At 64.1% G+C, this 17,552-nt stretch carries 18 protein-coding genes; 5 read left to right on the top strand and 13 right to left on the bottom strand.

What is annotated here, in order from left to right:
• On the top strand, positions 1-1,604 hold a 1,604-nt coding region (locus HB681_RS36625), incomplete at its 5' end, for a hypothetical protein (protein WP_213959812.1).
• Positions 1,605-1,854: 250 nt separating this feature from the next.
• Here HB681_RS36625 and HB681_RS36630 read toward each other — a convergent pair.
• The 4 genes from HB681_RS36630 to lexA all read right to left on the bottom strand — a co-directional run bounded on the left by HB681_RS36630 (position 1,855) and on the right by lexA (position 5,195).
• A complete protein-coding gene (locus HB681_RS36630) occupies positions 1,855-3,012 on the bottom strand; it encodes an MFS transporter (protein WP_213959813.1) in 1,158 nt (385 codons plus the stop codon).
• Positions 3,009-4,016: a D-2-hydroxyacid dehydrogenase family protein gene (locus HB681_RS36635; protein WP_213959814.1), complete on the bottom strand. Its 1,008-nt coding sequence runs from the start codon at positions 4,014-4,016 to the stop codon at positions 3,009-3,011. The genes HB681_RS36630 and HB681_RS36635 overlap by 4 nt, the downstream gene beginning before the upstream one ends.
• A gap of 66 nt (positions 4,017-4,082) precedes the next feature.
• Positions 4,083-4,397, bottom strand: coding sequence for a hypothetical protein (locus HB681_RS36640; RefSeq protein ID WP_213959815.1), 315 nt, complete (start codon positions 4,395-4,397; stop codon positions 4,083-4,085).
• A 111-nt stretch (positions 4,398-4,508) separates the two neighbouring features.
• Positions 4,509-5,195: a transcriptional repressor LexA gene (lexA, locus tag HB681_RS36645; RefSeq protein ID WP_213959816.1), complete on the bottom strand. Its 687-nt coding sequence runs from the start codon at positions 5,193-5,195 to the stop codon at positions 4,509-4,511.
• 74 nt (positions 5,196-5,269) lie between these two features.
• Here lexA and HB681_RS36650 point away from each other — a divergent pair, with 74 nt between their 5' ends.
• On the top strand, positions 5,270-6,262 hold the full coding sequence (locus HB681_RS36650) for an asparaginase (protein ID WP_213959817.1): 993 nt from the start codon (positions 5,270-5,272) through the stop codon (positions 6,260-6,262).
• A 52-nt stretch (positions 6,263-6,314) separates the two neighbouring features.
• Here the strand turns inward: HB681_RS36650 and adk are convergent, their stop codons facing one another.
• From adk to HB681_RS36680, 6 genes are all read right to left on the bottom strand, one after another.
• Positions 6,315-6,971, bottom strand: coding sequence for an adenylate kinase (adk, locus tag HB681_RS36655; RefSeq protein ID WP_213959818.1), 657 nt, complete (start codon positions 6,969-6,971; stop codon positions 6,315-6,317).
• 132 nt (positions 6,972-7,103) lie between these two features.
• Positions 7,104-7,859 (bottom strand): 3-deoxy-manno-octulosonate cytidylyltransferase, encoded by a 756-nt coding sequence (gene kdsB, locus HB681_RS36660; protein ID WP_345944814.1) that lies wholly within the window; start codon positions 7,857-7,859, stop codon positions 7,104-7,106.
• 86 nt (positions 7,860-7,945) lie between these two features.
• Complete coding sequence (locus HB681_RS36665) at positions 7,946-8,128, bottom strand: Trm112 family protein (RefSeq protein ID WP_213959820.1); 183 nt, start codon at positions 8,126-8,128, stop codon at positions 7,946-7,948.
• Entirely contained in the window at positions 8,109-9,089 is a 981-nt protein-coding gene (gene lpxK / locus HB681_RS36670; RefSeq protein ID WP_213959821.1) for a tetraacyldisaccharide 4'-kinase, read from the bottom strand. Before lpxK ends, HB681_RS36665 begins: the two co-directional genes overlap by 20 nt.
• 3 nt (positions 9,090-9,092) lie before the next feature.
• On the bottom strand, positions 9,093-9,518 hold the full coding sequence (locus HB681_RS36675) for a biopolymer transporter ExbD (protein WP_213959822.1): 426 nt from the start codon (positions 9,516-9,518) through the stop codon (positions 9,093-9,095).
• Positions 9,519-9,602: 84 nt separating this feature from the next.
• Positions 9,603-10,235, bottom strand: a complete 633-nt coding sequence (locus tag HB681_RS36680; RefSeq protein ID WP_213959823.1) for a MotA/TolQ/ExbB proton channel family protein — start codon at positions 10,233-10,235, stop codon at positions 9,603-9,605.
• Between the two features lie 322 nt (positions 10,236-10,557).
• Between HB681_RS36680 and xseA the strand changes: the two genes are divergently transcribed.
• Together xseA and HB681_RS36690 are read left to right on the top strand one after the other, a co-directional pair.
• Positions 10,558-11,838: an exodeoxyribonuclease VII large subunit gene (xseA, locus tag HB681_RS36685; protein WP_213959824.1), complete on the top strand. Its 1,281-nt coding sequence runs from the start codon at positions 10,558-10,560 to the stop codon at positions 11,836-11,838.
• A gap of 84 nt (positions 11,839-11,922) precedes the next feature.
• The gene (locus tag HB681_RS36690; protein WP_213959825.1) at positions 11,923-12,504 is read left to right on the top strand and encodes a Fe-Mn family superoxide dismutase; all 582 of its coding nucleotides are present in this window, start codon (positions 11,923-11,925) and stop codon (positions 12,502-12,504) included.
• A gap of 241 nt (positions 12,505-12,745) precedes the next feature.
• Here HB681_RS36690 and HB681_RS36695 read toward each other — a convergent pair whose 3' ends face one another.
• Entirely contained in the window at positions 12,746-13,198 is a 453-nt protein-coding gene (locus HB681_RS36695) for a DUF192 domain-containing protein (protein ID WP_213959826.1), read from the bottom strand.
• A gap of 192 nt (positions 13,199-13,390) precedes the next feature.
• Positions 13,391-13,708, bottom strand: a complete 318-nt coding sequence (locus HB681_RS36700; RefSeq protein WP_256354026.1) for a cell envelope biogenesis protein TolA — start codon at positions 13,706-13,708, stop codon at positions 13,391-13,393.
• Positions 13,709-13,931: 223 nt separating this feature from the next.
• Between HB681_RS36700 and icd the strand changes: the two genes are divergently transcribed.
• Complete coding sequence (gene icd / locus HB681_RS36705; protein ID WP_213959828.1) at positions 13,932-15,191, top strand: NADP-dependent isocitrate dehydrogenase; 1,260 nt, start codon at positions 13,932-13,934, stop codon at positions 15,189-15,191.
• 394 nt (positions 15,192-15,585) lie between these two features.
• On the opposite strand, the gene HB681_RS36710 is transcribed toward icd, so the two are convergent.
• The gene (locus tag HB681_RS36710) at positions 15,586-17,544 is read right to left on the bottom strand and encodes an alkyl sulfatase dimerization domain-containing protein (RefSeq protein WP_213959829.1); all 1,959 of its coding nucleotides are present in this window, start codon (positions 17,542-17,544) and stop codon (positions 15,586-15,588) included.
• Positions 17,545-17,552: the final 8 nt, after the last annotated feature.

The raw sequence follows: 17,552 nt of genomic DNA on the forward strand, positions 1-17,552 counted from the left end.
GCGCGCCCGTGGCTGCTGCTCCGGTCCCGCCGCCACCCGCTCCCGCGCCGGCTGTCGAAGCGCCGCCGGCGGGTCCGCGGCTGAAAATCGAGGCCCTGGAACCTGCGCTCACGCGTGACGGTGGCCTGAAGACTTCCCCCCAACTGACCGTTCCCGCGACCGAGGACCTGGCCAAGCGCGCCCAAGCCGCTGCCCAGTGGCGAGCGCTCGCGGCCCCGCCGGAAGACGCGCAGCGCGAATCCCAGCGCATTCAGTCGCTCGAGGCGACCTTGGCCGCCCTGCGGGAACAAACCGCGCAGAACCAGCGCGCGCTGCTCGAAATGCGCAGCGAGCTGGCCGATGCCCGCGAGAGCCGCTATCGCAATCCGCTGGTCTACATGCTTGTCGCGCTGCTGGCCTTGGCGGTGCTCGCCATCGGCTTGCTCTGGCGTGTGTCGCGTCGCGCCACGGCGCCAGCCTGGTGGGGCGATGCGCCCGAACCGCGCCCGGCACCAAGCGGCGCACCTCCCGTGTTGCCCGCCGACAGCAAGTTCGACGAAGAAGAAGACGAGCACGAGCCCACCCAGCGTGCGCCGCTGGGCGGTCGTGAACTCGATCCGCGCCACGCCGCATTGCTGGCGGCGACCAATGCCGATACGACCTATGGTCCCACTGGCGTCGCGGTCGTCGCGCCCGTCGAGGTCGCGGCCACGCGCCCGGTCAATACCGAGGAACTGTTCGATGTGCAGCAGCAATCGGACTTCTTCCTTTCGCTGGGCCAGCACGACCAGGCGATCGCCGTGCTCGTAGAGCACATCGCGGCCAACCCGGATACCAGCGCGTTGGCTTATCTCGACCTGTTCAAGATCTATCACGCGCTGGGTCGTCGCGATGAGTACGCCCACCTGGCGACGGACTTCGAGCGCGCCTTCAATGCCGAAGTCCCCGAGTTCGACGACTTCTCGCTCGGTGGTCGCGGCCTGGAGCACTACCGCAGCGCGCTCGCCCGTATCGAATCGCAGTGGCCGACCGCAGGCACGCTGGCGCTCATCGAGGAACTGGTGTTCCGCAAGCCGGGCGTGCACGAGGACGAGGCCTTCGACCTTGCCGCCTACCAGGAACTGTTGCTGCTCTACGCCATTGCGAAGGAAGTCGTCGACCCCGACACGGCGCCCGCGCCGATCACGCCGATCCCGTTCGTCGACACGTTCAGCCATGACATGCAACCCACGGCGCGTGCCACGCTGATGAGCGAGCCGACCGTGATGATGCCGGCCGCATCGATCCCCGCCCCGTTGATCCCCGAGCCCAGGCCGGCAACGACAAAGGCGCCGTCTACCCCCAAGCCGCCGATCGAAGCTTTCCCCTCCATCTACGGCGAGATCGATGCAGGCTTGCTGGCCGAAACCGAAATGAGCCCGGTGGAATCGTCCGAGACGAAGCCGGCCGTCGACATGGACCTGGCGCAGTTCGACAAGACTGCTTTCGAGACCATCGCTGCGCCCATCGAGCCTCCGCCGACAGCGCCGGCTTCGGGTCCGGCCGATCCGCACATCATCGACTTCGACCTGTTCGATCCCGAGACCGAAGCGGAGATCGCGCCGAAGCGCATCATCAAGCGCTGAGAGCGGCGACCTACGCTACGGTTGATATCCGTTGCGGTGGCGCTGCATTTCCGATCGCGCCACTCAAGGCAGTGGCATGCAAAAGGGAGCCCTTCGCGGGCGCGCCGCGAATTGGGTTTGCCGGTCACCGGTGCTGCCGTTGAAACGTTGGGAACCCGAGAGCAGGCTTACCCGATCCGCAAGAGCTGCTGCTGCCCCTGCTCTCGCCCGCGCGCCGCACGCGCGCGCATTGGGCGGAAGGTTGGTTGAATCACTCCGGCTTTGGCAAGCGCTCAACCACAATGCTCAGCGCCATCGCCGCAAGCATCGTGAAGAAGCCGACCCAATGCATCCAGCTCGCGGCGTCTTGCGCCAGCAGCCAACCCCCGGTGGCAGCGCCGATGGCCTGCCCGATGAACATCCCCGAGCTGTTGAGCGCGACCGACCCGGGCGCCATCGCCGGCGCCATTCCGACCAGCCGCGCCTGCTGGGCCGAATTGGCCGCGAAGCAGCCGAGGCCCCAAGGTAGCAGCACCAGGGCGAAGACCACGAAATTGATGCCCAGCGGCCACAGCAACAGGCTCGTTGCCATGAGCACCGTGGTCACCAGCGCCGCGCGGCCCGCGCCAATGCGGTCGATGTAGCGACTGACCAGGAGATTGCCGACCAGGCCACAGGCGCCAAACCAGCCCCAGATAAAGCTCTGCGTCGTTGCGTCGGCGCCGAGTTGCTGCTTGAGCAAGGGGGCGAAATAGGCGAACACCACGAATTGGCCGGTGCTTTGCAATGCGGTGACCGCCAGCACGCCCATCAAGGCCGGACTCCTGAAGACGCGCACCCAGGCCGCCCGCGTGAGTGCCGCGGGGCGAATGCCGTTCGGCATCGTCCACCATATCGCGGCCGCACTGAAGAATGCGGCGACGGCAATGGCCACGAATGCAGTCCGCCAGCCGTAGTGGCCGCCGAGCCACGCGCCCAGCGGCAGGCCCAGCACCGATGCCATCGACCAACCGAGGAACACGAACGTCACACCCCGGCCGCGCTGATCCGCCGGAACCAGCATGCCCACTGACGCCGCGGCCTGCGCCGTGAAGATGGCTGGCGCCAGCATCGTCAGCATGCGCATGAGCAGAAGCCCAAGGTAGCTCGGCATGAGTGATGCCGCCACGTTGCAGACCGCATACCAGACCATCGTCAGCGCCAGAAGCGTTCGCCGGTCCCAGCCCGCCACAAGGGCTGCCAGCAGCGGTGCGCCGAAGCAGACTACCAGCGCGCCCGCCGTCATCAGCTGGCCCGCTGCAGCCACGCTCACGCCGAACGAATCACTGATCTCGTTGAGCGTGCCCGCGACCAGCATGACGCCGGTGCCGATGACGAAGTTGCCCGCCAGCAGCGCCCAGAGCGCGCCCGGAAGCGGAGGGCGACTCAACGGCGAACCTGCAAGGCGCCAGGATTGACGATGTTGGTCGGATTGCCCTTGATGAAGCTCGCGACATTGTCGAAAGCCTGGCCGAAGTAGAGCTCGTAGCTCTCTTGCTCGACGTAGCCGATGTGCGGCGTGCAGATGCAGTTTTCAAGGCGCAGCAGCGCGTGTCCCTGCAGCGGTGGTTCGCTCTCGAAGACGTCGATCGCAGCGAGACCGGGCCGGCCCCGATTGAGTGCTGCAAGCAGGGCGTCGGACTCGACCAGCTCTGCGCGCGACGTGTTGACGAACAGCGCGGTCGGTTGCATCCGCGACAAGTCCGCCAGGGTCACGATGCCGCGTGTCTCGTCCATGAGCCGCAGGTGCACCGAGAGCACATCGGACATCTCGAACAATGCCTCGCGGCTCGGCGCGATCTGCAGTCCGTCGGATCGCGCCTTGGCGCAACTCGCTTCACGTCCCCAGATGACGACCTGCATGCCGAAGGCCTGTCCATAGCGCGCCACCAGTTGCCCGATGCGGCCGTAGCCCCAGATACCGAGCGTCTTGCCCTTGAGCACCGATCCCAGGCCGAAGTTCGGCGGCATCGAGGCCGACTTGAGGCCGGACTGCTGCCATGCGCCGTGCTTGAGGTTGCTGATGTACTGCGGCAGCCGGCGCATCGCGGACATGATCAGGGCCCAGGTCAACTCGGCTGGAGCAAGCGGCGAACCGCTGCCCTCGGCCACCGCGACGCCCAATTCGCTGCAGGCGTTCACGTCGATGTGGCTGCCCACACGGCCGGTTTGCGAAATGAGCTTGAGCTTGGGCAGCTTCTCGACCAGTTGCCGGGAGATCTGGGTGCGCTCGCGAATCAGGACGATCACGTCAGCGTCTCTCAATCGCACCGACAGTTGGCCGATCCCCTTGACGGTGTTGGTATAGACCTTGGCGGCATAGGCGTCGAGCTTGCTCGCGCAGCGCAATTTGCGCACCGCATCCTGGTAGTCGTCGAGGATCACGATATTCATGGCACGTTATTGTGCCTTGCACCCTCGAAGGCCGTGCGCTGCGTGTGTCGCGCCCGCAAGGATGGCTCAATGCATCAGGCGCCTGGCATCGTCCGCGGCTTCCAGCGCGGCGAGCCGGTCGAGCTCGGCGCAGACATCGGCCATGCGGCCCGAGATGACGACGCGGCCCGCACCGGTGGTCGTGCGCTGTGCATCCAGTATGCGCACCACGCGCAAGGGCCTGGCGCCAGGCGTCGGCTTGCTCGCGGATGCGCGGGCCGTGCATCCGGGGCGCACCGCCACGTAGCGCAGCCCGCTCCGGCGACGCGCGGGCATCCATCGGCTGGCCAGCGATTGCAGGGGCGTGAAGATTTCAGCCAAGGTCAGAAAAGCGATTCCCATGTGAACTCCAGATTGGTCAGAGGTTGAACACAGGCAGGATTTCTTCAGGTCGACCGCAACAGGGTGATGGCCTCTTCGCCATACGCCCGCCACCTGTTGCGTCGGTAATGGCTACATCAGCATCGTGTTCCGGATCAGGCCGACGGCCAGGCCTTCGATTTCAAAGGGCTCGCCCGGCTGCACGATGATGGTGGGGTAGTCGGGGTTTTCGGCATGCAGCTCGATCACCTGCTTGTTGCGCCGCAGCCGCTTGACGGTGACTTCATCGCCGAGGCGGGCGACGACGATCTGGCCGTTGCGCACTTCCTTGGTGGACTGGACTGCGAGCAGGTCGCCATCCATGATGCCCGCGTCGCGCATGGACATGCCGCGCACCTTGAGCAGATAGTCGGGCTGGCGTTGGAACAGCGTGTTTTCGACGTAGTAGGTCTGATCGATGTGTTCCTGCGCGAGGATCGGCGAGCCTGCCGCGACTCGGCCGACCAAGGGGAGCGCCAATTGGGCCATGCCGGGCAGGCCCAGCGAATACTGGCTGGAGCGTGTTTCGTTGATGGCGCGCAAGACCTCGCCCTTCAGGCGGATGCCGCGCGAGGTGCCGCTGACCAGTTCGATGACGCCCTTGCGCGCCAGCGCCTGCAAATGTTCTTCGGCCGCGTTGGCGGACTTGAAGCCCAATTCAGCCGCGATTTCTGCTCGTGTGGGCGGCGCGCCGGTCCGGGCAATAGCGCTCTGGATCAAGTCCAGGATCTGCTGCTGGCGGGCGGTAAGCTTGACGGCAAAGTTCGACAGGTTGAGCATGCGCTTGACTCCTTGCGGCACTGGTTGAATATCCAGTACCTGTATTTTTAACCAGTTTCTGAAAGATGGCAAGCATGGTCGCGAGCAAGGCAGTGAAGGAGTCCAGGCGCGTGGTGGTCCTCGGCACGGGAGGCACCATTGCCGGCCGGTCCACGCAGCCCGGCGACAACATCGGCTACACGGCGGCGGAGGTCGGCGTGTCGGAGTTGCTGGGTGGCATCGAGGTGGCTGGCGTCACGTTGCAGTCGGAGCAGGTGGCACAGGTGGACAGCAAGGACATGGACTTCGCGATCTGGCAGCGCCTGGCCGCGCGTTGCGCGCATTGGCTGGTGCAGCCAGATGTCGTCGGTCTCGTGATCACGCATGGGACCGATACGCTGGAAGAGACGGCCTTCTTCCTGCATTCGACGCTGCGGTCGCAGAAGCCTGTGGTGTTGACATGTGCGATGCGGCCGGCGACGTCGCTGTCGCCTGACGGGCCGCAGAACGTGCGGGATGCGGTAGTCGTTGCGGCTACGGCAAATGCGAGCGGTGTGCTCGCGGTCTGCGCGGGAGTGATCCATGGGGCGCTCGATGTGCAGAAGGTCCACACCTATCGGCTCGATGCCTTCTCTTCCGGCGACGCCGGACCGATCGGCTATGTCGAGGAGGGTGCGGTTCGTTCCGTGCGGAGCTGGCCCTCGACGAGCACACAGTGGTCGCCGGCGGAGATCGACGCAGTTTCAGGCGCCAGTGCTGCGCCTCGCGTGGAAATCATGCTGAGCCATGCCGGCGCGAGCGGCGCGATCGTCGATTCGCTGGTCCGGGAGCATGCAGTTGGAGGCACGGACGCCGTCCAGGGGTTGGTGCTGGCCGCCACCGGCAACGGCACGCTGCATCACGCGTTGGAGGCGGCTGCGCTCAGGGCGCAGGCAGCGGGCATCGCGGTACTGCGCGCCACGCGTTGCTCCAATGGCCGCATCCTGCCCAAACCCGGGGATGCGTTGCGCGATGCCGGCGGGCTGAGTCCGGTCAAGGCGCGCATTGCACTCATGCTTGAATTGCTGACTCGCCAGCCGTCGCGCTGACGCAGCGCGTCGAATCAGGGGCCCGCGTCCGGGCCCCGCTTCTCGCTCTCGCTTAGTTGCTCAACGCCGCGAAGGCCCGTTGCGTGATGTCGTCCACGCTGCCGACGCCGGCGATGGCGCGGTACTTCGGCGCGGCCTCAGGCTCGGTCTTGGCCCAGGTGGCGTAGTAGTTCACCAGCGGGCGGGTTTGCTGGCTGTAGACGTCGAGCCGATGGCGCACGGTCTCTTCGTTGTCGTCGGGGCGCTGGATCAGCGGCTCGCCGGTCACGTCGTCGATGCCTTCGACCTTGGGCGGATTGAACTTGACGTGGTAGGTGCGGCCCGATGCCGAGTGCGAACGACGTCCGCTCATGCGTTCGATGATGTCCTCGAAGGGCACTTCGATTTCCAGCACGTAGTCGAGCTTGACGCCTTCGGCCTTCATCGCCTCGGCTTGCGGGATCGTGCGGGGGAAGCCGTCGAACAGGAAGCCATTCGCGCAATCGGGCTGCGTGATACGTTCCTTGACGAGATTGATGATCAGGTCGTCGCCGACCAACCCACCCGATTCCATGACTGACTTGGCTTGAAGTCCCAGTGGCGTGCCGGCCTTGACTGCGGCGCGCAACATATCGCCCGTCGAGATCTGCGGTATGCCGTATTTCTTGCAGATGAAAGTCGCCTGCGTGCCTTTACCTGCCCCGGGGGCGCCCAACAAAATCAGTCTCATGGTGTCCTCGAAAGGGTTCTTGGGATATCGATTGACACCCCACGCATGCCGCTCGGGCAGGTCAGGTGTCATGACTGCTTCGAGGATAGCATGGGCATTTGCCCCTCCCTCTGGGGGAAAACCGCTGTCTGGCTATGGCGTCGCGGCGACGCGCGCGCGGACGCGCACCAGGTCTTCCGGCGTGTCGACGCCCGGACCCGGGGCATGGTCGCTCACGTGCACTGCGATGCGATGGCCATGCCACATGGCGCGCAATTGTTCGAGCGCTTCGACGGATTCGATAGGCGCGGGCGGCAGGGCTGGGAACTGGCGAATGAATCCGGCGCGATAGCCGTAGATGCCGATGTGTCGCAATGGCGCCGGCGTCGGCAGCGCACCCGGCGACTCGCTGGCGAAGCCGTCGCGCCACCACGGTATCGGTGCACGGCTGAAGTAGAGGGCATGGCCCCGCGCATCCAGCACGGCCTTGACCACGTTCGGGTTCAGGAAATCCTCAGTCGAATCGATGGCGTGCACGGCGGTGCTCATCGATGCTTCGGGTTCATTGGAAAGGGTCATCGCCACGGCGTCGATCAGCGACGGATCGATCAGCGGCTCGTCGCCCTGCACGTTGACCACGATTTCATCGTCGGCCAGGCGGAGCAACGTGCAGGCCTCCGCCAGCCGATCACTGCCGCTCACATGGTCGGTGCGGGTGAGGAGGACTTCGACGCCATGGGCGCGGCAGGCGTCCACGATGCGCACGTCATCGGCGGCGACCACGACGCGCGTCGCGCTCGACAGATCCGCCCGTTGCGCGACACGGACCACCATGGGAATGCCGCAGATGTCCGCCAGCGGCTTGTCCGGCAGACGCGTCGACGCGAGCCGTGCGGGAATGAGGACGATGAAGCGAACGTCCGCGCGAGGTGCGCCGTTGTCCTCGTCGCGGCCTGAAGCGGGGGACGCAGCACCCGGAAGCGATCCGGCGTTGCTCAAAGCCCCAACTCGTCGTCGGTCAGGGTTCGCGCCTCGTTTTCCAGCAGTACCGGAATGCCGTCGCGCACCGGATAGGCGAGGCGTGCGGAGCGGGAAGAGAGTTCCTGCTTCTCCGGGTTCCAGGTCAGCGGCCCCTTGGTCACGGGGCAGACCAGCAATTCAAGCAGCTTGGTGTCCATCGAGCGATGATAGCTTTGCGTCGAGCGCGTCGAAGAACGCGGGCTCGGGCGTGAACACCAGCGGCACGGCCAACGCTTCCGGGGCCACGCGCCACAGCTTCACGGCGTCCTTCTCGGTGCAAAGGAGGAGCTGGTTCCCTGGCGGGCGTTGCCAGTCCTCGAAATCGAAATGGTCCGGCAGCGGCAAGCAGCGTTCTGGCTGGATGCCGCGCGCTCGCAACATCTCGAAGAAGCCGTCGGGCTTCGCAACGGCGGCCAGGGCGACAACGGGTTGGCCAACCAATTCCGCGAGGGAGACACGGCTGCCATCGCTGCGCAATGCATGGTCGGCCAGCGTGCGTTGCGAACGAAAGCCCCTGTCGAATGCCGGCCGGGCGCCGGTGTGCAGCACCAGGTCGCAGCGCCGCGGCCAGTGCTCGCGCAATGGTCCCGCCGGCAGCAACCAACCGTTGCCAACGCCGCGATCGTCGAACACGCAAATCTCGAAGTCCCGCGCGAGCGCCAGGTGCTGCAGCCCGTCGTCGCTCACGATGAGCCGGGTTCGAGGATGCTGCTGCAGCAAGGCGCGTGCGGCCTCGATGCGCTTCGCCGCGACGAAGACCGGCACGCCTGTGAGCTGGCGTGTCAGCGCGGCCTCGTCGCCGACCTCGTGCGGGTCGGCGCCGGGCAGCACCTCCCGGCAATCCGTTGTCTTGCGGCCGTAGCCACGCGAGATCACGCCGACCTGGACGCCGCGCGCGCGCAGATGCTGGACCAGCGCGATCACCACGGGCGTCTTGCCCGACCCACCTGCGATGACGTTGCCGACCACCAGCACCGGGACGTCCACGCGCTCGGTGCGAAAGACGCCAAGCCGGTACAGCCAGCGTCGCAGGCCCGCCAATGCGCCGAAGACCAGCGAGACCGGCCACAGCAGCCGCGCCAGCGGGCCGCGACCGAGCCATGCCCGCTGCAGATCCAAGCTTCAGCGCCCGGCCTGTGCGGCCGATTGCGTCGCGAACGTGATCTGCATCAGCCCGGCTCGGCGAGCGCCCTCCATGACCGTGATCACGGATTGATGGGAGGCATTGGCGTCGGCACTGATCACCACCACCGAATCCTTGCCGCCCCGTGATGCGGAGGAGAGCGCGGCGGCCACCGTTTCGACGCTGCGATCGGGCAGGACGGTCTTGTTGATCGAATAGCGACCGTCTGCTGACACGGCGGCAATGATTTCCTTGGGGTAGTCGCGCTGCGCGTCCGCGTCCGCCACGGGCAGCCGCAGTTGCATCTCCGTGAACTTGCTGTACGTGGTCGACAGCATCAGGAAGATCAACACCACCAGCAGCACGTCGATGAACGGAATCAGGTTGATCTCCGGTTCATCGCGCGCACCGTGGCGAAAATGCATGCGGCCCCGCGTCACGACATGCCTCCGCAGGCCCGCTCAGATGAGCCGAGGGGTAGCGAGTTCAGGATGGGACAGGGCATGCGGCTACTTCCTCAGCGCGTTCAGGTGTCGTGCGAAGCGCTCGCCTGCGAGTTCCAGGTTCAGCAGGTACTCGTCGACGCGCGTGCGGAAGTATCGCCAGAAGATCAGCGTCGGGATCGCGACGATAAGCCCGAAGGCCGTGTTGTAGAGCGCAATCGAGATGCCATGCGCGAGTTGCGCCGGGTTGCCCGACCCCACGCCCCCGCTCGCAGGCGACTGCGAACCGAAGATCTCGATCATGCCGATCACCGTCCCCAGCAGCCCCAGCAGCGGTGCGGCGGACGCGATGGTCGCCAGCGCCGGCAGCCAGCGCTCGAGCTTGTGCGCGACGGTGCGGCCGGCCGCTTCCATGGCGGCGCGCAGATCGTCTTCCGTGCAACGCGGATTCGCGTTGAGCGCCCGGAAGCCCGAAGCCAGCACCTGCCCGAGCGCGGAGTTCTGTTCCAGCTTGGTGACCACGTCCGGCCCCGGAATCGAGGAATGCGATACCGTGATGGCTTCGTCGAGCAACTTGGGTGGCAGGACGCGAACGGTCTTGAGGTTGACGAAGCGCTCGATGACCAGCGCAAGCGCCAGCACTGAGCAAGCGAGCAACGGCCAGATGGGCCAGCCCGCGGCAACTATGATCGATAACAAATGATTCTCCAGCCGGGTGGATTGCAAAATTCGGCGCGATTATCTCCGAGCGACGGGTCTGCGAAGGGAGCGCCAACCCTGTAAGACCAGACGCACAGTTTCTGTGGACAACTTTGTGAGTAACTGCGCTGGAAAGGCGTCCGGAGCCGCATGCACAGGGGCTCTCATTAGATCGACTTAATTTTGAGCAGCATATTCTTCAATCAAATCAATTACTTGCACGGCAGAGACTGTATGTGTGGCGACATCGGCGGGCTGCCCGCGCTTGGTGCATGCGGCTGTGGAGCAATCACCGGGCCAACTCGCTTTCCATGGATTTCGTGTGGGTGAATTTAATGAAGTTTCGGCGTTGGCGCGCCGAGTCTGGCCCGTAGGTGCCCTTTGTCGCGCGGTGGCCGATGCGATCGACGCGCGCTTCAATCCGGTGACCGTGCGCGGCGAGATTTCCGGCTTCTCCCGCGCGTCGAGTGGCCACTGCTATTTCTCGTTGAAGGACGAAGCGGGCCAGTTGCGTTGCGCGATGTTCCGGCGTGCCGCAAGCCTTCTGGATTTCCAGCCGCGCGACGGCGACCAGGTCGAGGTGCGTGGCCGTCTTGCGGTGTATGAGCCCCGGGGGGACCTGCAACTGGTCGTGGAAAGCCTGCGCCGCGCCGGCCAGGGTGCCCTGTTCGAGCAGTTCCTGCAGCGCAAGGCACGGCTGGAGGCCGAGGGCTTGTTCGATCCAGCCCGCAAGCGACCGTTGCCGGTGATGCCAACGCGCATCGGCCTCGTGACTTCGCTGGGCGCTGCCGCATTGCATGACGTCGTGACGGCGCTGCGCCGCCGCGCGCCGCATGTCGAAGTCGTGCTGGCGCCCGCGGCAGTGCAGGGCGCACAGGCGCCGGCCGAACTGGTCGACGCCTTGCGAGCGCTCTACGCGCTGGTCCCGGCGCCGGACGCCATCTTGCTTGTTCGCGGCGGCGGTTCGATCGAAGACCTCTGGGCCTTCAATGACGAAACCCTGGCGCGCACGATTGCGGCAAGTCCGGCGCCGCTGGTCAGCGGTGTCGGCCATGAGACCGACTTCACCATCGCCGATTTCTGCGCCGATGTTCGCGCACCCACCCCTACGGCGGCGGCCGAACTGGTGGCTGCCCCGCAGGCGCTGTGGCTGGACGCGCTCGGCCTCGTGGGAGAACGGCTGGACGACGCGCTCGGCCGCCGCCTCGATGCGCTCGAGCAGCGGCTGGACCTGGCCGCGGGCCGGCTCGGACGGCCTTCCGGCCTGGTCGCCCGCCAGCGCCTGGGTCTCGCGCACCAAGCGCAGCGCCTCCACTATGCGGTCGTCTCGAAAACTGAGCGGCTGGCGCAAGCGCAGCGGGTCTTGCAAGCCGACCTGCCCTTGAAATTCGCGCGCGCGCTGGCACAGCGGCAAGATCGCCTGGGGCGCATCGGCGATCGACTCCAGCTGCTCGACCCGGCTCTTGTGCTGCAGCGCGGCTACGCGTGGCTCGCAGACCCGCAAGGGCGTGCGATCACCAGCGCACGGCAACTCGCCCCCGGCGACGCGGTGCAGGCGCGCCTGGCGGACGGGATCGTGGAGATGACGGTCAATGCAGCCTGAGGGGAAGCGTCTGCGTCCGACATCAGGTGCGGCAATCCTTTCTAGAATGCTGCACTCCCACAACCAACCCGCGAGTCAAAAAACATGGAACACGTACTTCCTCCGCTGCCGTATGCACTGGATGCGCTGGCCCCCGAGTATTCGAAGGAAACGCTCGAGTACCACTATGGCAAGCATCACAATGCCTACGTGGTGAACCTGAACAACCTTCAGAAGGGCACCGAGTTCGAATCCATGACGCTCGAAGAGATCGTCAAGAAGTCCAGCGGCGGCATCTATAACAATTCCGCCCAGATCTGGAACCACACCTTCTTCTGGACCTGCATGAAGCCGCAAGGCGGCGGCGCACCCACCGGCGCCTTGGCCAAGGCCATCGAGACCAAGTGGGGCAGCTTCGACGCGTTCAAGGAAGCCTTCACCAAGTCGGCCGTCGGCAACTTCGGATCGGGCTGGACCTGGCTGGTGAAAAAGCCGGACGGCACCGTCGACATCGTCAACACGGGCGCCGCCGGTACGCCGCTGACGACCGCGGACACCGCCCTGCTGACCATCGATGTGTGGGAACACGCCTATTACATCGACTACCGCAACCTGCGCCCGAAGTTCGTCGAAACCTTCCTGGCCAAGCTGGCCAACTGGGATTTCGCCGCGAAGAACTTCAGCTGATCCGAAGCTCGGCGATCAGGCAAGGCCGACCCGATGAGGTCGGCCTTTTTCTTGGCGGCGCATGAAAACAAGGCGATCGAACCCATGCGTGGGCACCCGCGGACTCGGCTTTGCCGGGCCGTGTTGCGCGCCCTCGAGGGGCCGAGGGCCGCGGCTCCAAGCCTGCCTTGGCGGCCCGCAAGAGCTCCGCCTAGGGCTGCCGCCCATGGCGCCGCAGGCGCGTTCGGGGGGAGGTTAATTTCTAGCGGTGCGCTTCGAACGGTGGGCCACCGAGCTTGACGCCCTTCTTGATGTTCTTCTTGGCGAACCAGCCTTGGTTCATTTCCAGGACATAGCGCACCGGCGCCTCGGAGCAATGCGTGTTGGTGGTTTGCGGCTGCATGTCGACCAGGTTGACGATGCGTCCGTCATCGGCCACGAAGGCGGCCGTGAGCGGCAGGATGGTGTTCTTCATCCAGAAACACTGGGTGGACGGCTCCTCGAATACGAACAGCATGCCTTCCTGCTGCGGCATTTCCCTGCGGAACATCAAGCCGATCTCACGCTCGCGCGGTTGCAGCGCTACTTGGGCGTCGATCTGGTACATGCCGGCCGTCAGGCGCACGCGCTGCAGATCCGTCTGCGGTTCCTGCGCCAAGGCAGGGGCCATGGCCGTCAATGACAGGGCGAGAAGGGCGAAAAGGCGCTGGAACATGGGTTGACTCTTGAAAGGAAACGGCGGAGGTTGCCAAGGAAGGGCGTTCGACCCCATGGCCTCCAATCGGGCTGCGAAGCTTACATCTTGCGGCGACGCTGCCGGAGGCGGCGATGGCTTTCCCGACTTTCGATGTGCGACGGACCACAAAAAAGCGCCCCGCAGGGCGCTTTGATGGACGCGGGTCGCGACTTACTTCGCACCCGGCATATCGGGCGTGCCGCCTTGGGTCGAACGGCGCTTCTTGGTGCCGTCCTTGTTGGTGCGGCGGGTGTCGCGGGTTTCAGCACGTGCTTCGCCGGATGCGGCAGCCTTGTCGGTGCCGATCGCGCCGCCTTCGGGCGTCTTGGCGATGTCGCCGGCGGGTGTCTTCACCTGGCCTTGTGCCTTCGAACTCTTCTTCGTTTCAGCGCGTTGCTGGGACTTGCTGTTGGTCGCGTTGCCTTGCTCGTCCGACGTGCCGCTCGGGTTTTGGGCGTATGCACCAGCTGCGAACAGGCCGGCGATCATGACTGCGAGAATCTTGCTCATTACTGAATTCCTCATGGATGGGTTGTAAACGCCTCCCGGCCAGCAGAAGGTCTGCCAACAACGAAGGCGCCTGATCTGTGGTTGACAGATGTTTAGAGCCTTTGCCGGTTGCGTCTAAAATTCTACGGCCATTCAGCCGACTGGAAACACACTGTCTCCTAGTCACCACTCCTCGACATTTCTCCCCGGAGCGCCCGACCACATGCCAAGCTATCAGCACATCAAAGTCCCGACTGAAGGCCAGAAGATCACGGTCAACGCCGACAATTCTCTGAATGTGCCCGACCAGCCCATCATTCCGTTTATCGAGGGAGACGGCACAGGCCAGGACATCACGCCGGTGATGATCAAGGTGGTTGATGCAGCGGTGGCCAAGGCCTACGGCGGTAAGAAGAAGATTCACTGGATGGAGGTCTACGCCGGTGAAAAGTCGACCAAGGTCTACGGTCCGGACGTCTGGCTCCCGGAGGAAACCCTGCATGCCGTACGCGACTATGTGGTTTCCATCAAGGGTCCGTTGACCACGCCAGTGGGCGGTGGCATTCGTTCGCTCAATGTCGCGTTGCGCCAGGAACTGGATCTTTATGTGTGCCTCCGCCCGGTCCAGTATTTCCAGGGTGTGCCCAGCCCGGTGAAGGAGCCGCACAAGACCAATATGGTGATCTTCCGCGAGAACTCGGAAGACATTTACGCGGGTATCGAATTCGAGGCCGAAAGCGAAAAGGCCAAAAGACTCATCAAGATCCTGCAAGAAGAATTCGGCGTCAAGAAGATTCGCTTTCCGAATACCTCGGGTATTGGCGTCAAGCCGGTTTCACGCGAAGGCACCGAGCGGCTCGTGCGCAAGGCATATCAATATGCGATCGACAATGACAAGTCCAGCGTGACCCTGGTGCACAAGGGCAACATCATGAAGTTCACAGAAGGTGGCTTTCGTGACTGGGGCTACGCCTTGGCCGCCAGGGAATTCGGCGCGGAACTCATTGACGGCGGCCCGTGGATGAAGTTCAAGAATCCGAAGAGTGGCAAGGAAATCACCGTCAAGGACAGCATCGCCGATGCGTTCCTGCAGCAGATCCTGTTGCGCCCGGCCGAGTACTCCGTGGTCGCGACCCTGAACTTGAACGGCGACTACATCTCCGATGCCCTGGCAGCCCAGGTTGGCGGCATCGGCATCGCTCCCGGGGCGAACTTGAGCGACACCGTGGCCATGTTCGAGGCCACCCACGGCACTGCGCCCAAGTACGCGGGCAAGGACTACGTGAACCCGGGCTCCGAGATTCTTTCCGCCGAGATGATGTTGCGCCACATGGGCTGGACGGATGCGGCCGACCTGATCATCAGCTCGATCGAGAAGTCGATCGCCAGCAAGAAGGTCACCTACGACTTCGCGCGGCTGATGGATGGCGCTACGCAGGTGAGTTGCTCGGGCTTCGGTCAGGTGATGATCGAAAACATGTAAGCTCAGTTTCAGGTCGCTCCACAAAACGTCACGTTGATGGAGAAGTTGAAGGAAATCAACAACTTGAGCTGAATGAGCGTCCCATGTCCCTGCCACTCCTCAAGCAGGCGTCCTCCGCAGGCGAGGCAGGCTCGGCCTTGATGAAAGAGACCGGTTCAGCACTCGCGACGATTGCTGAGCCGGCCCCCAGTACCCCTCGTTGAGCCGGGAGCGCGGGCGGCGCACGCCGAGGGCAGGGAGAAAGGCGCGGCTATTTTGCCGCCGATGCCGCCACGCGGAGTGTTCGATTTACGTCGCAACGGAGCGCGACACAGGAGGCCACAACGAATCGCTTCACGACCAGAACGTTTTGCCTTCGAACCTATGGCGGGAGGCGGCAGGAGCTTCCCACGCCTTATGGTGTGACGATGGGGAACCAGAAGTCGAAGTTATCCAGATAGGAAACCAGCTCACCCAGCTTGCCTTCGTTGCCCTGAACCTTGACCGCGCCTGAGGCGATCGCATCCTTGAGCGTGGTCTCCTTGAGCATGATCTTGTTGATGGTGTCGCGCGTCAGCGTCAAGCTGGTGTCGGCGTTATTGAGTACACGGCCTTCGGTATGGTTGAGCACGCCGTTTTCCATCTCCAGTGCGTACTTCTTCTTCAGGTCAGTGAAGTCCAGATTAATGCGAATGGTCTTGCCATCAGCCTTCACGCCATCGAGGCGCATGGCCAGGTAGTCGAAGAACAGTTCCATGTTCATCGCACGTACCGTATCGGGGCTGGCCGTGTCCGGTGTCGGCAGCTTCTTGACTCCTTCACGCAGTTCCTTGGCACCGGTGAGGTAGAAGTTTCGCCACGGGCCGCTCTCGGCCTGATATCCCAATTGCTCCAGTGCGTCTGCCTGAAGGTTCTTGGCGGCCTGGTTATTGGGATCAGCGAACACGAGGTTGTTCACGACCTGAGCGACAAAGCGATAGTCACCCTTGTCGTAGTACTCCTTGGCCTTCTTCAGCAGGTTGTCGGCGCCGCCCATCATGTCCACGTAGCGCTTGCCCGTTTCGTCCGGTGGCAACTCGTTCAAAGTGGCGGGGTTGCCGATGAACCAGCCCAGGTACAGCACGTACGTGGCCTTGACGTTGTGGTTGACCGAGCCGTAGTAGCCGCGATTGGAGAAGTTCGCGGCAATCGCCTTGGGCATCTTGAACTGCTCGGCAATCTCCGTCATGGTCATGCCCTTGTTCGCCATGCGCAGCGTCTCGTCGTTGATGTAGCGGTACATGTCGCGCTGCTGTGCCAAGTGGTCGTTGACTTGCTTATTGCCGAACACCGGCCAGTGGTGCATGCCATACATCACCTGCACGTCACTACCCCACATGCTCATCGCCTGGTTGAGGTATTTGGACCACGGCAACGGCTCGCGAATCTTGGCGCCGCGTAGCGAGTATGTGTTGTGCAGCGTGTGCGCGGAATCCTCGGCAGCGTTGAGCGCCTTCTTTTCTTTGATGTAGAAGAGGAACTCGGCTGGCGCCTCGCTACCCGGCGCATACAAGAACACGTAGGTCAGCCCGTCGATGGTGCGGGTGTCGCCTGTCTTGCCGATGATGTCCGTGGGCGGGATCAGCGTCACCGTACCTGCAGATGTCGTGGTGCCCAGACCGGCCCCGATTTGGCCGGTGGGACTGGGAGGCAGCAGGTTGCCGTACATGTAACTGGCGCGGCGGCTCATCGCGGTGCCTGCCATCACGTTCTCGGCCACGGCTGCATCCAGGAAGCCAAGCGGCGCATAGATTTTCACCTTGCCGGACTTCACGTCGGCTTCGTTAATCACGCCGCGTACGCCGCCATAGTGGTCCACATGGCTGTGCGTGTAGATGACGGCGACGACAGGCTTCTTGGGGCGGTTCTGGAAGTACAGATCCAGCGCCGCCTTGGCGGTCTCCGAGGACACCAGGGGGTCCATGACTGTGATGCCCGTCTTGCCTTCGACGATGGTCATATTCGACAGGTCATAGTTGCGGACCTGATAGATGCCATCGGCCACCTTGAACAGGCCGGAGATGTTGATCAGTTGCGACTGGCGCCAGAGGCTCGGATTGACGGTGTCGGGCGCGGGCTGGCCTTCCTTGATGAAGCCGTACTTGGTCGGGTCCCAGATCTGGTTGCCGTTGGGGCCGGTGAGCACGCTTTGCGGTAGCGGCGCGATGAAACCTTTGTGGGCCGCCTCGAAAGAAGTGTTGTCGTTGAACGGCAGATCTTGAAGCAGCTTGGCGTTGGCCGCCTTGGTGGCGTCTGTGGCGAGTTTGGGCTGGTCTTGTGCGTAAGAAAGCGACGAGAGCAAGCCAATAGAGACCGCAACCGTCCAAACAGGCAGACGGCTAA

The organism is Variovorax sp. dw_954 (assembly GCF_018449755.1).
In the GTDB taxonomy this organism is placed as follows: Bacteria; Pseudomonadota; Gammaproteobacteria; order Burkholderiales; family Burkholderiaceae_C; genus Variovorax.

Excerpts from the sequence above, each read along its gene's own strand:
- HB681_RS36675 (WP_213959822.1), bottom strand. The coding sequence starts at position 9,518 with ATGCATTTTCGCCACGGTGCGCGCGATGAACCGGAGATCAACCTGATT.
- HB681_RS36690 (WP_213959825.1), top strand. The coding sequence starts at position 11,923 with ATGGAACACGTACTTCCTCCGCTGCCGTATGCACTGGATGCGCTGGCC.
- HB681_RS36640 (WP_213959815.1), bottom strand. The coding sequence starts at position 4,397 with ATGGGAATCGCTTTTCTGACCTTGGCTGAAATCTTCACGCCCCTGCAA.
- HB681_RS36700 (WP_256354026.1), bottom strand. The coding sequence starts at position 13,708 with ATGATCGCCGGCCTGTTCGCAGCTGGTGCATACGCCCAAAACCCGAGC.
- icd (WP_213959828.1), top strand. The coding sequence starts at position 13,932 with ATGCCAAGCTATCAGCACATCAAAGTCCCGACTGAAGGCCAGAAGATC.
- HB681_RS36635 (WP_213959814.1), bottom strand. The coding sequence starts at position 4,016 with ATGAATATCGTGATCCTCGACGACTACCAGGATGCGGTGCGCAAATTG.
- adk (WP_213959818.1), bottom strand. The coding sequence starts at position 6,971 with ATGAGACTGATTTTGTTGGGCGCCCCCGGGGCAGGTAAAGGCACGCAG.
- lexA (WP_213959816.1), bottom strand. The coding sequence starts at position 5,195 with ATGCTCAACCTGTCGAACTTTGCCGTCAAGCTTACCGCCCGCCAGCAG.
- HB681_RS36695 (WP_213959826.1), bottom strand. The coding sequence starts at position 13,198 with ATGTTCCAGCGCCTTTTCGCCCTTCTCGCCCTGTCATTGACGGCCATG.
- HB681_RS36665 (WP_213959820.1), bottom strand. The coding sequence starts at position 8,128 with ATGGACACCAAGCTGCTTGAATTGCTGGTCTGCCCCGTGACCAAGGGG.
- HB681_RS36650 (WP_213959817.1), top strand. The coding sequence starts at position 5,270 with ATGGTCGCGAGCAAGGCAGTGAAGGAGTCCAGGCGCGTGGTGGTCCTC.